Here is a 14,207-nt window from a genome sequence, read left to right on the forward strand (position 1 = left end):
CTTAATTTCCGTTATACTGCGACAAATTTGTCTTGAGGGTTCAGGTAATTATGTACCATGTTGTCGCAGCCACCATCAATCCGGCAAAAATCCGCGCAATTGCTCAGGCGTTCAACGACGTTTTCGGCGAAGGATCCTGCCATATTGAAGGGGTCGAGGTCGAGAGCGGCGTCGCCGCGCAGCCCTTAAGCGATGCCGAAACGCGAACTGGCGCACGCCAGCGCGTGGCGAATGCGCGTCATGTGCGGCCACAGGCGGATTACTGGGTGGCGATTGAAGCGGGCATTGAGGGCGACTGCGCCTTTGCCTGGATGGTGGTGGAGAATGCGCAGCAACGCGGTGAATCCCGCTCTGCCAGCTTTACGCTGCCGCCGGTGGTGATGGCCGGTCTGGCTGCCGGGCATGAGCTCGGTGACGAAATGGCGCGCTTAACCGGCGTGGAGAATATCAAACACAAGGGCGGTGCGATTGGCGCCTTCACCCACGGCCTGCTGAGCCGCTCCAGCGTCTATCATCAGGCCCTGATTCTGGCGCTCTGTCCGTTCACTCACCCGCTGTATCAGCAGTGATCAGCTGCGCCCGAGGCGCGCTTCCAGCCAGCGTTTCAGCTCGGGCGGCGCCTCTTTCAGGCTATTGGATCCGCGGGTGATGGTGGCAATCCCGACGCCCAATTCGTTTTTCAGCTCGCGCTGACTGATATCACCGTTGATCAACGCTTCGATAATGCGCAGGCGCGTGCCTAAGGCTTCGCGCTCATCCGGCGTCATCATCAGCTGCAGCAGGGGCAGCGCTACGTCATCGGAAAACGCGTTGTGCATCAGGTCGATGAAACGCAGCCAGTTGTCTTCAACCGGCTGCGGGGAAAGGGGTTGGCTCATGAAGGCTTCCGTACTCATTAACGAGTACGGAAGCATAACACAGTCAGTAACGGCGATTCCACTCGCCGTCGGCGAGAATCTTATCCGGCTTGCCCATGAAGTAGCGGTAATAGGCATCGTAGGCCAGCACGTTTTTCACGTAGCCGCGGGTTTCCGAGAAGGGAATGGTTTCGATAAACGCCACCGCATCCAGTTTGCCGCCGCTGGTATTCAGCCAGCTGCGCACCCGCCCCGGGCCGGCATTATAGGCGGCAGAAGAGAAGATGCGGTTCTGACCAAACTGCTGATAGACATACTCCAGATACTGCGTACCAATCTGAATATTGGTCTGCGGATCGAGCAGCTGGCTGCTGTTAACGTAACCCGGAATGTTATACATCTTCACGGTATGGCTGGCGGTGCCCGGCATCACCTGCATCAGGCCACTGGCGCCAACTGGTGAGCGCGCTTTCGGGTTCCACGCGCTCTCCTGGCGGGAAATCGCCATGGCGTAGCTTGGCGTGATGCCTTTATCACTGGTGTATTGCTGATACAGATTGCGCCACGCCAGCGGGAAACGCTCTTTCAGGCTGTCCCACATTTTCGCGGTGATGGTGGCCTGCACGCTGAGATCCCACCAGTCCTGTTCATTGGCGTAGCGCGCCAGCATCTGCTGCTGGGTGCGGGTTTTACTGCTGATCAGGTTGGCCCACTCGCTGCGCGCCAGGTTATCCAGCCCCCAGTACATCAGCTCGCGCACGCGCGCCATCTCCGGCCCCTGCACCACGCTATTGTCCGCCGCCGGTGCCTGATCCACCTGCAGCGGATACTCTACGCCCAGCCGCTGTGCCGCCACCATCGGATAGAAGCCGCGCTGCTGCATCAGCTTACGCAGAATCTCTTCCGCTTCCTCTTTGCGCCCCTGCGCCATCAGTAAATCGGCCTGCCAGTACTGCCACTCATCTTTCTCTTTGGCTTCCACCGGCAGACGGGCAATCCAGGTGTTCAGGCCGCGACGGTCGTTTTCACTCAGCGCCAGCCGCACGCGCCGCTCAATCAGCGCGGTGGATTCGCTGTTCATCACCACCGCATCGCGCCAGCGCGCCTGCTCCGAGGTGAGATCGGCGCCCATCATGCGCCACACCACCGTCTCTTTCAGATCCTGCTCTTCCGCCGGACTCATCTTCTGCGCCTGAACCAGCTGCGGGATCATCATGCGCGCGTTGTCCATATCCTGACGCGCCACGCGGGCAAAGGCGTAGCTGGTGGCCATGCGGGTAAAATCGGTCGGGCCGAGGGTGCTGGCAAAGGTGGTGACGGTCTGGGGATTTTGCTGCAGCGCAATCAGCGCGCTGGCGGTGGTTTGATAATCCGCCGGCAGCATTTTCGCCAGGTAATTAACCAGGCTGTCGTTGCCGGCTTTCATCGCCAGGCGGATGCGTTCGAGGATGGTGATCGGCGACAGCTGCCCTGAAGCCTGCCACACCGAGAACAGCTTATCGCAGTCGTTCGGTAACGCGGTCCCGCGCAGCCAGATGGCTTTGGCCCCGTCAAACGCCGCCTGCTGCTGACCGGTCGCCCATTTGGCGTAGTACCAGTTACAGCGCGCCTGCACCGGCTTCGGCTCATCCGGGCTGAAGCTGAGCACGCCCGGCCAGTCCTGACGGTGCGCCAGCACGTTAACAAAGCGCGTCTGCAGCGAGCGCGCCGGCGGCAGCGTCGGATATTGCTGAATAAAGTTTTTCACCGCCAGCCCGGTCTCCTGATCGAGATCCTGCGCCAGCAGGCGGTACTGCAGGTACGGATAGAGCGGATAATCCTGCAGCGTTGGCATCAGCTGCTCAACCTGGTCCATCTGTTTGTTGTCCCAGGCCTGTTTGATTTGCGCATAGCGCTGTCGTTGCTGATCCAGCGAATCGGCCCACACGCTGCCGGCCGTGCTGACCAGACAGATCCCTATCATCCAGTTACGCCACTTCTCCACTCCGCTCTCCTCATTGCTGCGCTCCAGCTTATGCCGGACTCCCTTCATGCTAACCAGGCCAACCGGCTCTTGCCACGTTCTTCACAAAATTTACCCAGGCGCACCGTGATTGTTCAGCGCCTGCGCCGCAATTGTGCAAATAATCATCAGAAAAACTTATTACCCATCAAATAGCTACGCGTTTTCATTCAGTTACAACTCTGGCACGTGCTTTGCTCTGTTGAATGCCATCTTGTATACCAGCTGGAATTCACTCATGGCATCGACCTTCGGTTTTACGCTTCAGGACTGGCAACGTTGCGCACAGCAGGATGCACAGCAGATCCCTGCACTGCTGGCCGCACATCTCGACGCACTCGATAACCAGGATAATGCCTGGCTGTACCTCGCTTCGCCGGCCCAGCTGCTGGCGCAGGTTGAACCGCTGCTGGCGGCGTATCAGCGCAATCCGGCCGCCCTGCCGCTGTTTGGCGTGCCGTTTGCCGTCAAAGACAATATTGACGTAGCAGGCTGGCCGACCACCGCCGCCTGCCCGGCGCTGACGTATCAGGCCGCAGCCGATGCCTTCGTGGTGGCCAGGCTGAAAGCGGCAGGCGCTATCGTCATCGGTAAAACCAACCTCGATCAGTACGCGACCGGTCTGGTTGGCACCCGCTCGCCGTATGGCGCGGTGAGCAACACCTTTAATCCGGCCTACGTCAGCGGCGGTTCCAGCTCCGGCTCCGCGTCAGTGCTGGCGCGCGGCCTGGTCGGCTTCTCGCTCGGCACCGATACCGCCGGCTCCGGCCGCGTGCCGGCAGGTTTTAACAATATCGTCGGGCTGAAGCCGACCAAAGGCTGGTTCTCGGCCAGCGGCGTGGTACCGGCCTGCCGTCTCAATGACACCATCTCGGTGTTCGCCCTGACGGTTGCCGATGCCTTTAGCGTCGCCAGCATCGCGGGCGGCTACGACGCCGATGACGCCTATGCGCGCCAGTCGCCACGCAGCGCACCGGCCAGTTTCCAGCCGCAGCCCTCGCTGGCGATCCCTGCCGCGCCGCAGTTTTACGGTGACCAGCAGGCGGAAGCGGCGTGGCTCAGCGCGCTGGAGCAGCTCACGGCGAGCGGTGCGACGCTGCACCCTATCGACTTCGCCCCTTTCCACCAGCTGGCAGAGCAGCTCTATTACGGCCCGTGGGTCGCCGAGCGCACCGTGGCGGTCGGCGAGATGCTCGACCGCCCGGAAGAGATGGATCCGGTGGTGTACGGCATCGTCAGCAGCGGCCGCCAGTACAGCGCCGTCGAGGCGTATCAGGCCGAATACCTGCGTGCCGAACTGACGCGCCAGATCCAGCAGACGCTGGCCCGGTTCGATGCACTGGTGGTGCCGACCTCGCCCACCATCCATACGCTGGAAGAGATGCAGCAGGAGCCGGTGCACTACAACTCGCAGTTCGGCACCTATACCAACTTCACGAACCTGGCTGACCTCAGCGCGCTGGCGCTGCCTGGCCCGTTCCGCGCCGATGGGCTGCCTGCGGGCATCACGCTGATCGCCCCGGCGTGGCACGACCGCGCGCTGGCGACGTTTGGCCTGCGCTGGCAGCAGCAGCTGGCGCTGCCGCTCGGGGCCACCGGCAAAGCGCTGCCGCCGCAGCCCGCCGCGCTGCCGCCGTCGCCTGACCACGTGCGCGTGGCGGTGGTCGGTGCCCATCTCACCGGCATGCCGCTGAATTTCCAGCTCACCACGCGTCAGGCGGTGTGGGTCGAAGAGACGCAAACCGCCAGCCACTATCGCCTGTTCGCCCTGCTTGATGGCCCGATCAAAAAGCCCGGCCTGCTGCGCGGCGACAGCGGTGCCGCCATCACCGTCGAACTGTGGGACATCCCGCTGGCGCGTTTTGGCGAATTCGTCGCGGAAATCCCGGCGCCGCTCGGCATCGGTTCGCTGACGCTGGCGGATGGACGCATCGTGAAAGGCTTTATCTGCGAACCGGCAGCGCTGACGCAGGCGCTGGAAATCACTGAATTCGGCGGCTGGCGCAACTGGCTGACGTCACAGGGGAATCACTAATCATGTTCAGCACCGTTCTGATTGCTAACCGTGGCGAAATCGCCTGTCGTGCCATCCGCACCCTGAAGCGCCTCGGCGTAACCAGCGTGGCGGTCTATTCGGATGCCGACCGCAATGCGCGTCACGTTACCGAAGCCGATGTGGCTATCGCCCTTGGCGGTGAAAAAGCCAGCGACAGCTATCTGCGCATCGACAAAATTCTGGCCGCTGCGCAGCAAAGCGGCGCGCAGGCCATCTGGCCCGGCTACGGTTTTCTCTCCGAGAGCCTGCCGTTTGCCGCCGCCTGCGAAGAGGCCGGCATCGCGTTTGTCGGCCCGACCGCACAGCAGATCGGCGAATTTGGTCTCAAGCATCGCGCCCGTGAACTGGCGGCCAGCGCCGGCGTGCCGATGACACCGGGCACGCCGCTGCTCAGTTCGCTGCAGGACGCACTCAGCGCGGCGGAAGACATTGGCTATCCGGTGATGCTGAAAAGCACCGCCGGCGGCGGCGGCATCGGTCTGACCCGCTGCGCCGACGCCACGGCACTGGAGAACGCGTGGGAGAGCGTGCGCCGTCTGGGCGAGCAGTTTTTCAGCGATGCCGGCGTGTTTCTTGAACGCTGCATCGATCGTGCGCGCCACGTGGAAGTACAGATTTTTGGCGACGGCAAGGGCAAGGTGATTGCGCTGGGCGAACGCGACTGTTCGCTGCAGCGCCGCAATCAGAAGGTGGTGGAAGAGACGCCGGCTCCTAATCTGCCGCAGGCCACGCGTGAAGCGCTGCTGGCTTCAGCGGTGCGGCTGGGCGAGCTGGTCAATTACCGCAGCGCCGGCACCGTGGAGTACATCTATGACGCCGCGCAGGACGCGTTTTATTTCCTCGAAGTGAACACCCGCCTGCAGGTGGAGCATCCGGTGACCGAGTGCGTCACCGGCCTTGACCTGGTGGAGTGCATGCTGCAGGTGGCGGCGGACGATGCCATCGACTGGGATCGTCTGCAGCAGCCACCGCACGGCGCATCGATTGAGGTGCGGCTGTACGCCGAAGATCCGCTGAAAAACTTCCAGCCGAGCCCGGGCGTGTTAACCCACGTCAGCTTCCCGCCGGGGGTGCGCGTCGACGGCTGGATCGAGACCGGCAGCGAAGTGACGGCGTTTTACGATCCGATGGTAGCCAAACTGATCGTGCATGGCGAAACGCGCGACGCCGCGCTGGCGAAGCTGCAGCAGGCGCTCGACGCCACCCAACTGCACGGCATCGCCACCAATCTCGATTATCTGCGTCAGATCGTGGCGACCGACGCCTTCCGCAGCGGCCACGTCTGGACGCGCTTCCTTGACGGCTTTACGCCGGCGGCCAGCGTCATCGAAGTGCTGCAGCCGGGGACGTTCAGCAGCATTCAGGACTTTCCCGGCCGCCTGGGCTACTGGGACATCGGCGTGCCGCCGTCCGGCCCGATGGATGACTTCGCCTTCCGCCTGGCCAACCGTATCGTCGGCAACCACGCCAGCGCCGCCGGGCTGGAGTTCACCCTGCAGGGCCCGACGCTGCGTTTCCACAGCGATGCAATGATTGCGCTGACCGGTGCCGACTGTCCGGCCGATCTCGACGGCAGCGCGGTCGACTACTGGCAGCCGGTGGCGGTGAAAGCCGGACAAACCCTGACGCTGGGCCGCGCGCAGAGCGGCTGCCGCACCTATTTAGCGGTGCGTAATGGTTTCGATGTGCCGGAGTATCTTGGCAGCCGCGCCACCTTCTCGCTGGGCCAGTTTGGCGGCCACGCCGGACGCACGCTGCGCGTCGCCGACATGCTGCCGATCTCTCAGCCGACGCTCGCCGCCTGCACCACGCCAGCCCCGGTCAGCGAACCTGAAGCGCTGGATCGCGCGCTGGTGCCGCACTACGGCAGCGAATGGCGCATTGGCGTGCTGTACGGCCCGCACGGCGCACCGGATTTCTTCACCCAGGCCGCCATCGATGAGTTCTTTGCCAGCGACTGGCAGGTGCATTACAACTCCAACCGGCTGGGCGTCCGTCTGGTCGGGCCTAAACCCAGCTGGACGCGCGCCAATGGCGGTGAAGCCGGGCTGCATCCGTCTAACGTACACGACTGCGAATACGCGATCGGCGCGGTGAACTTTACCGGTGACTTCCCGGTGATCCTGACGCACGACGGTCCGAGCCTTGGTGGCTTCGTCTGCCCGGTCACCATCGCCAAAGCCGAGCTGTGGAAAGTCGGCCAGGTCAAACCGGGCGATCGCATCCGCTTCCACCCGATCAGCGCCGACGAAGCGGTCGCGCTGGAGAAAGCCCAGGCGCACAGCGTGACCACGCTGCGCAGCCAGCACGCGCCGGCCTTCGCGGTGCCGTCGCTGGCGGCGAGCGACATCGGTTCTGCCACCCTGTTAGCGGCGCTGCCGGCGACCGCCACCACGCCTGCGGCGGTCTACCGCCAGGCGGGCGACAAATATGTGCTGATTGAGTACGGCGATAACGTGCTGGATCTGGCGCTGCGCCTGCGCGTACACCTGCTGATGCAGGCGCTGCGCCAGCGTGCAGAGCCCGGCATCGAAGAGCTGTCGCCCGGCGTGCGCTCGCTGCAGGTGCGCTATGACAGTCTGGTGATCGGTCAGCAGCAGCTGATGACGCTGCTGCTGGAGCTGGAAGCCGGGCTGGGCGACGTCAGCGCGCTGAAAGTGCCGTCGCGCATCGTCTGGCTGCCGATGGCGTTTGAAGACAGCGCCACGCTCGGCGCGGTGGAGCGTTACAAAGAGACGGTTCGCGCCAGCGCGCCGTGGCTGCCGAATAACGTTGACTTCATTCAGCGCATCAATGGACTGGCGAGCCGCGAAGCGGTACGCGACACCCTGTTTGCCGCCAGCTATCTGATTCTCGGTCTCGGCGATGTCTATCTCGGCGCGCCGTGCGCGGTACCGATCGATCCGCGCCATCGCCTGCTGAGTTCGAAATACAGCCCGGCGCGCACCTTTACCGCCGAAGGCACGGTGGGCATTGGCGGCATGTACATGTGCATCTACGGCATGGATTCACCGGGCGGCTATCAGCTGGTGGGGCGCACGCTGCCCATCTGGAACAAGTTCCTGCAAAACGATCAGTTTGCCGCCGGCGAACCCTGGCTGCTGCGCTTCTTTGACCAGGTGCGTTTCTATCCGGTGAGCGAAGCAGAACTGACGCAACTGCGCGACGATTTCCGCGCCGGCCGCGCCCGCATCCGCATCGAGCAGAGCGAGTTTGATTTCGCGGCCCATCAGCAGTTCCTCGCCGACAACGCGCCGGAAATCAGTGCCTTCCGCAAACGTCAGGCCGCAGCGTTTGAGCAGGAAGTCACGCTGTGGGCGCAGGAAGAGCAGGAAGCGCCGCTCACCCGTGAAGAGACGCTGGTGGTCGCCGACGCAGAGGACGATGCGCTGGCCGTGTGCGCTGACATGAACGGCAACATCTGGAAAGTGCTGGTTGCGCCGGGCGATACGGTGCAGGCCGGCCAGACGCTGATCATCGTGGAAGCGATGAAGATGGAGCTGGCGATTGTCGCGCCGCAGGCCGGCACGGTGAAACGCATTGCCTGCCAGGCGGGCCGTCCGGTAAGTCCGGGCGACACCCTGCTGTGGCTGGCTTAAGGAGCAGGTATGAACAGTAGCGCGCCCCGCAGCAAAGGCCGTCCCGAAGCGCTGGCCGAAAAGGTTTATCAGGCGCTGAAGCAGGACATCTTTGAATTCCGTCTGATGCCGGGTGACCGCTTCAGCGAAAACGAAATCGCCGAGCGGCTGGCGGTGAGCCGCACGCCGGTGCGTCAGGCGCTGTTCTGGCTGGAGCGCGAAGGCTACGTCGAGGTGTGGTTTCGCAGCGGCTGGCAGGTGCGGCCGTTCGATTTCGCCTACTTCGAGGAGCTGTACGACTTCCGCACCGTGCTGGAACGCGAAGCGGTGCGCCGCCTGTGCGCGCTGCCGCCGCTGGCCTGCGCGGAAACCCTGACCGCGCTGAAAACCTTCTGGATCGACGATGCCCGGCTGGAAGATGGCAAAGCGGTATCAGCGCACGACGAAGCGTTTCACATGGCGCTGGTGGCCGCGGCGGGCAATCAGGAGATGGCGCGCATCCACGCCGAGCTGACAGAAAAAATCCGCATCATTCGCCGTCTCGATTTCACGCGGGATGACCGGGTCGATGCCACGTACCGCGAGCACGCTCAGATCTTACGGGCGATTTTTCAGCAACACACCGAGGAGGCACAGCGCATTTTAACCGACCACATTGCCGTCAGTAAGGCCGAGGTCAGGAAGATTACGTTGCATATGTTACAGCAGGCTCGGCTTCAACCCATTGAATAACAACAGATAACACAGTTAGGGGTTTAAATGATGAAACGACGTTCGTTGCTTAAAGCTTTCGCGCTCTCCGCTACCGTTGCCAGCATGGGCTTCGCCTTTACCGCACAGGCGGCAGACACCATCAAAGTCGGCATTATGCATTCGCTGTCCGGCACCATGGCGATTTCCGAAACGCCGCTGAAAGATGTGGCGCTGATGACCATTGATGAGATCAATGCCAAAGGCGGTGTGCTGGGCAAGAAGCTGGAACCGGTGGTGGTCGATCCGGCCTCTAACTGGCCGCTGTTCGCCGAAAAAGCGCGCCAGCTGCTGACTCAGGACAAAGTGGCGGTGGTGTTTGGCTGCTGGACGTCGGTCTCGCGCAAATCGGTGCTGCCGGTGTTTGAAGAGCTGAACGGCCTGCTGTTCTATCCGGTGCAGTACGAAGGCGAAGAGATGTCGCCGAACGTGTTCTACACCGGCGCCGCGCCGAACCAGCAGGCGATCCCGGCGGTGCAGTATCTGATGAGCGAAGATGGCGGCAGCGCCAAACGCTTCTTCCTGCTCGGCACCGACTACGTCTATCCGCGCACCACCAACAAGATTCTGCGTGCCTTCCTGCATAGCAAAGGCGTGCAGGATAAGGATATCGAAGAGGTGTACACGCCGTTTGGTTACAGCGATTACCAGACCATCGTGTCCAATATCAAAAAATTCTCCGCCGGTGGCAAAACTGCGGTGATCTCCACCATCAACGGTGATTCCAATGTACCGTTCTACAAAGAGCTGGCGAACCAGGGCATTAAAGCAACCGACATTCCGGTGATCGCCTTCTCGGTGGGGGAAGAAGAGCTGCGCGGCATCGATACCAAACCGCTGGTCGGTCAGCTGGCGGCGTGGAACTACTTTGAGTCAGTGGATAACCCGACTAATGCGAAGTTCGTGACCGACTACCGCGCTTACGCCAAAGCGCACAACCTGCCGAACGCCAGCACCGTAGTGACCAACGATCCGATGGAAGCCACCTACGTTGGCCTGCACATGTGGGCGCAGGCGGTAGAGAAAGCCGGCACCACCGATGTGGATAAAGTGCGCGCCGCGATGGCCGGACAGACTTTTAAAGCGCCGGACGGCTTCACGCTGACCATGGACAAAACCAACCACCATCTGCACAAGCCGGTGATGATTGGTGAAGTGGAGGAGAACGGCCAGTTCAACGTGGTGTGGCAGACCGAACAGCCGGTGCGCGCCCAGCCGTGGAGCCCGTATATCGCCGGGAATGATAAGAAGCCGGACTATCCGGTGAAGTCGGCGCAGTAAGGGGAGGCTGATGGTCCTCGCCCTCTGGCCCGCTGGCCCTCACCCCGGCCCTCTCCCAGGGGGAGAGGGAGACGCTGCTGCATGTGAGGGCTGCTGCATGTGAGTGAGGCGCTGCTGCATGTGAGTGAGGCGCTCTTCATTCGCTCGATCGGTTCCCTCTCCCGCTTGCGGGAGAGGGTTAGGGTGAGGGCCAGACAACGCCCTAACCCTGATGAGGGCCACACCGCACCCAACGTAACCATAACAGGATGCTCACCATGACACTCCGCCGTATTCTCAGCTGCCTGCTGTTACTGCTGCCATGGCTGGCGCAGGCCGGTGATGGCGCTGATTTCGCCGCTGCCAGCCGCACGCAGCAGGCGACATTGCTGCAGCAGTGGGCTGCGGCGCCGCAGGCCAGCCGCTTGCCGCTGCTGCAGGCGCTGCGCAATGAAAGCGTGGTTATCGACCAGAACAAACAGCCGTTCAGCAAACAGGCTGACCAGCTTCTGCCGCTCGACAGCGCCCGGCAGCCGGACGGCGAAACCAAAAAACTCTTCATGAACAACCGGCTGCGCGTGCTGATTGCCAGCGCCCTCGCCGCCCACCAGCTGGTGAGTGACGATGCGGCGACTCGCCTGCGCGCAGCGCAGCAGTTACAAAACGATGCCGCGCCTGACCAGCTGCCGCTGATTGAACAGCGCCTTGCCGCCGAACAGGACAGCAAAGTACGCGCGGTGCTGGCGATGGCCGCCGCGAATCTGCAGCTCGCCAGCCCGGACGCCGCTCTGCGCCTGAAAGCGGTCACGCTGCTCGGAGAATCGGGCGATCCGGCGATGCAGGCCAGCCTGACGCGCCTAACCCAAGCCAGCAACGAACCCGATGCGCAGGTGCGCGCCGCTGCGGCCGCCAGCCTGCAGCACATACAGCAGCGCCTGATGTGGGGCGACTGGCTCGGGCAGGCGTTTACCGGCCTGTCGCTCGGCTCCATTCTGCTGCTGGCCGCGCTTGGCCTGGCGATCACCTACGGCCTGCTGGGCGTAATCAACATGGCGCACGGCGAGATGCTGATGCTCGGCGCCTACGCCACCTGGCTGGTGCAGAATCTGTTCCAGCAGTTTGCGCCGCAGTGGCTGGCGTGGTACCCGCTGCTGGCGCTGCCGGTGGCCTTCGCCGTCACCGCCGTAATGGGCATGCTGCTGGAACGCACCATCATCCGCCACTTATACGGTCGTCCGCTGGAGACGCTGCTCGCCACCTGGGGCATCAGCCTGATGCTGATTCAGCTGGTGCGCATGCTGTTTGGCGCGCAGAACCTCGAAGTGGCCAACCCGGGCTGGCTGTCCGGCGGCTGGCAGCTGCTGCCGAATCTGGTGCTGCCGTATAACCGCATCGCGGTGATCCTGTTTGTCATCGCGGTGCTGGCGCTCACCTGGCTGCTGCTGAATAAAACCCGGCTGGGGCTGAATGTGCGGGCGGTCACGCAGAACCGCGCCATGGCCGACTGCTGCGGCGTGCCGACCGGGCGCATCGACATGCTGGCGTTTGGACTCGGTTCCGGCATTGCCGGACTCGGCGGCGTCGCGCTGTCGCAGCTGGGCAACGTCGGACCGGAACTGGGTCAGGGCTACATCATCGACTCATTCCTCGTGGTGGTGCTCGGCGGCGTCGGTCAGCTGGCCGGCACCGTGGTGGCGGCTTTTGGTCTCGGCATCCTCAACAAAGTGCTGGAGCCGCAGATTGGCGCGGTGCTCGGCAAAATCCTGATCCTCGTGCTGATTGTGCTGTTTATCCAGAAACGTCCCCAGGGTCTGTTTGCCGTTAAAGGGAGGGTGATTGACTGATGAGCCAGCCACTGACCTTACGCGCGGTGCGCAAAGCGCCGCGCCTGAGCCTGATTCTCGGCGTCATCGTGATCGCGCTGCTGCTGGTGCTGCCGTTCTGCGCCCTGCTGCCCGCCAGCCATCCGCTGGCGATCTCCACCTATACGCTGACGCTGGTGGGCAAAATCCTCTGCTATGCGATTGTCGCGGTGGCGCTGGATCTGGTGTGGGGCTACGCCGGGCTGCTGTCGCTCGGCCACGGGCTGTTTTTTGCCCTCGGCGGCTATGCCATGGGCATGTACCTGATGCGCCAGGCTGCAGGCAGCGGTTTGCCGGCGTTTATGTCGTTTCTGTCGTGGAATGAGCTACCGTGGTTCTGGGCCGGCAGCCAGTACTTTCTCTGGGCGCTGTGCCTGATTGTACTGGTTCCGGGCCTGCTGGCGCTGCTGTTTGGCTTCTTCGCCTTTCGCTCCAGAATCAAAGGCGTCTACTTTTCCATCATGACGCAGGCGCTGACTTACGCTGGCATGCTGCTGTTTTTCCGCAACGAAACCGGCTTTGGCGGCAACAACGGCTTTACCGGTTTTACTACCCTGCTCGGTGTCAGCGTCACCGCCACCGGCACGCGTATCGCACTGTTTATCGCGACCGTGCTGTTGCTGCTGTTCAGCCTGGCGCTGGGCTTTGCTCTGGCGCGCAGTAAGTTTGGTCGCGTGCTGACGGCGGTGCGCGATGCGGAAAACCGCCTGATGTTTATTGGTTACGATCCGAAGGGCTTCAAGCTGTTCGTCTGGACGCTCTCCGCCGTGCTGTGCGGGCTGGCTGGTGCGCTGTACGTGCCGCAGGTCGGCATCATCAACCCGAGTGAAATGTCGCCGACCAACTCGATTGAAGCGGCGATTTGGGTGGCGCTCGGCGGACGCGGCACGCTGATTGGCCCGCTGCTGGGTGCGGCCATCGTCAACGGTGCCAAAAGCTGGTTCACCGTCGCCTTCCCGGAATACTGGCTGTTTTTCCTGGGCCTGATGTTCATCCTGGTCACGCTTTTTCTGCCGCGTGGCGTAATTGGCCTGCTGCGCCGGAGGCGTCATGACTGAGCAACTGTTTACCCAACCGCACCCGGCGGATCGCCATCGTCAGCAAACCGATCCGGTGCTGCAGCTGGAGAACATCAACGTCTCGTTTGACGGCTTCCGCGCGCTGACCGATCTGTCATTGCAGATCGGCGTCGGCGAACTGCGCTGCGTGATTGGCCCGAACGGCGCGGGAAAAACCACGCTGATGGACGTGATCACCGGCAAAACCCGGCCGGACAGCGGCCAGGTGATCTACGACCAGGATACCGATCTGCGCCAGCTGTCGCCGGTCGAAATCGCCCGCGCCGGCATTGGCCGCAAGTTTCAAAAACCCACGGTGTTTGAAGCGCTGACGGTGTTTGAAAACCTCGAAATCGCGCTGAAAAACGATAAATCGGTGTGGGCCAGCCTGCGCGCCCGGCTTAGCGGCGAGCAGCGCGATCGCATCGACGAGGTGCTGAAACTGCTGCGACTCGGCGGCGAACGCCAGCGGCAGGCGGGTCTGCTGTCGCACGGGCAGAAGCAGTTTCTCGAAATCGGCATGCTGCTGGTGCAGGAGCCGCACCTGCTGCTGCTGGACGAACCGGCAGCCGGCATGACCGATGCCGAAACCGACTACACCGCCGAGCTGTTCCGCAGCCTGGCGGGCAAGCACTCACTGATGGTGGTGGAACATGACATGGGCTTTGTGGAAACCATTGCCGACCACGTGACGGTGCTGCATCAGGGCCAGGTGCTGGCTGAGGGATCGCTGCGCGAGGTACAGGCGGACGATCGGGTTATCGACGTATATCTGGGGCGCTGA

10 protein-coding genes are annotated in these 14,207 nt (G+C 62.7%); 8 read left to right on the forward strand and 2 right to left on the reverse strand.

All coding sequences use genetic code 11. The features are described from left to right. Positions 1-50 precede the first annotated feature (50 nt). A complete protein-coding gene (gene yjjX / locus F3I21_RS16655) occupies positions 51-569 on the forward strand; it encodes an inosine/xanthosine triphosphatase (RefSeq protein ID WP_021508686.1) in 519 nt (172 codons plus the stop codon). Here yjjX and trpR read toward each other — a convergent pair whose 3' ends face one another. Together trpR and sltY are read right to left on the reverse strand one after the other, a co-directional pair. Next, positions 570-878 carry a trp operon repressor gene (gene trpR, locus F3I21_RS16660; RefSeq protein WP_021508685.1) on the reverse strand — a complete coding sequence of 103 codons (309 nt, stop codon included), beginning with the start codon at positions 876-878 and terminating at the stop codon, positions 570-572. Positions 879-921: 43 nt separating this feature from the next. Beyond that, the gene (sltY, locus tag F3I21_RS16665; RefSeq protein WP_058757134.1) at positions 922-2,841 is read right to left on the reverse strand and encodes a murein transglycosylase; all 1,920 of its coding nucleotides are present in this window, start codon (positions 2,839-2,841) and stop codon (positions 922-924) included. A gap of 256 nt (positions 2,842-3,097) precedes the next feature. On the opposite strand from sltY, the gene atzF reads away from it, so the two are divergent. The 7 genes from atzF to urtD all read left to right on the forward strand — a co-directional run bounded on the left by atzF (position 3,098) and on the right by urtD (position 14,207). Beyond that, complete coding sequence (atzF, locus tag F3I21_RS16670) at positions 3,098-4,894, forward strand: allophanate hydrolase (RefSeq protein ID WP_127834546.1); 1,797 nt, start codon at positions 3,098-3,100, stop codon at positions 4,892-4,894. 2 nt (positions 4,895-4,896) lie between these two features. Beyond that, positions 4,897-8,514 (forward strand): urea carboxylase, encoded by a 3,618-nt coding sequence (gene uca / locus F3I21_RS16675; RefSeq protein WP_150059354.1) that lies wholly within the window; start codon positions 4,897-4,899, stop codon positions 8,512-8,514. A 9-nt stretch (positions 8,515-8,523) separates the two neighbouring features. Further along, complete coding sequence (locus F3I21_RS16680) at positions 8,524-9,225, forward strand: GntR family transcriptional regulator (RefSeq protein ID WP_021506818.1); 702 nt, start codon at positions 8,524-8,526, stop codon at positions 9,223-9,225. A gap of 30 nt (positions 9,226-9,255) precedes the next feature. Next, positions 9,256-10,524 carry an urea ABC transporter substrate-binding protein gene (gene urtA / locus F3I21_RS16685; protein ID WP_150059390.1) on the forward strand — a complete coding sequence of 423 codons (1,269 nt, stop codon included), beginning with the start codon at positions 9,256-9,258 and terminating at the stop codon, positions 10,522-10,524. A 257-nt stretch (positions 10,525-10,781) separates the two neighbouring features. Continuing rightward, positions 10,782-12,347, forward strand: a complete 1,566-nt coding sequence (gene urtB / locus F3I21_RS16690; RefSeq protein ID WP_150059355.1) for an urea ABC transporter permease subunit UrtB — start codon at positions 10,782-10,784, stop codon at positions 12,345-12,347. Further along, on the forward strand, positions 12,347-13,423 hold the full coding sequence (gene urtC / locus F3I21_RS16695; RefSeq protein WP_150059356.1) for an urea ABC transporter permease subunit UrtC: 1,077 nt from the start codon (positions 12,347-12,349) through the stop codon (positions 13,421-13,423). Before urtB ends, urtC begins: the two co-directional genes overlap by 1 nt. After that, the gene (gene urtD, locus F3I21_RS16700) at positions 13,416-14,207 is read left to right on the forward strand and encodes an urea ABC transporter ATP-binding protein UrtD (protein WP_058757139.1); all 792 of its coding nucleotides are present in this window, start codon (positions 13,416-13,418) and stop codon (positions 14,205-14,207) included. Before urtC ends, urtD begins: the two co-directional genes overlap by 8 nt.

The sequence above is a fragment of the Pantoea sp. B_9 genome (assembly GCF_008632015.1).
Classification (GTDB): domain Bacteria; phylum Pseudomonadota; class Gammaproteobacteria; order Enterobacterales; family Enterobacteriaceae; genus Pantoea; species Pantoea dispersa.

What these genes read in the sequence shown, in the direction of transcription:
- yjjX (WP_021508686.1), top strand. Translation starts at nt 51, where the DNA reads ATGTACCATGTTGTCGCAGCCACCATCAATCCGGCAAAAATCCGCGCA.
- trpR (WP_021508685.1), bottom strand. Translation starts at nt 878, where the DNA reads ATGAGCCAACCCCTTTCCCCGCAGCCGGTTGAAGACAACTGGCTGCGT.
- atzF (WP_127834546.1), top strand. Translation starts at nt 3,098, where the DNA reads ATGGCATCGACCTTCGGTTTTACGCTTCAGGACTGGCAACGTTGCGCA.
- uca (WP_150059354.1), top strand. Translation starts at nt 4,897, where the DNA reads ATGTTCAGCACCGTTCTGATTGCTAACCGTGGCGAAATCGCCTGTCGT.
- F3I21_RS16680 (WP_021506818.1), top strand. Translation starts at nt 8,524, where the DNA reads ATGAACAGTAGCGCGCCCCGCAGCAAAGGCCGTCCCGAAGCGCTGGCC.
- urtA (WP_150059390.1), top strand. Translation starts at nt 9,256, where the DNA reads ATGAAACGACGTTCGTTGCTTAAAGCTTTCGCGCTCTCCGCTACCGTT.
- urtB (WP_150059355.1), top strand. Translation starts at nt 10,782, where the DNA reads ATGACACTCCGCCGTATTCTCAGCTGCCTGCTGTTACTGCTGCCATGG.
- urtC (WP_150059356.1), top strand. Translation starts at nt 12,347, where the DNA reads ATGAGCCAGCCACTGACCTTACGCGCGGTGCGCAAAGCGCCGCGCCTG.
- urtD (WP_058757139.1), top strand. Translation starts at nt 13,416, where the DNA reads ATGACTGAGCAACTGTTTACCCAACCGCACCCGGCGGATCGCCATCGT.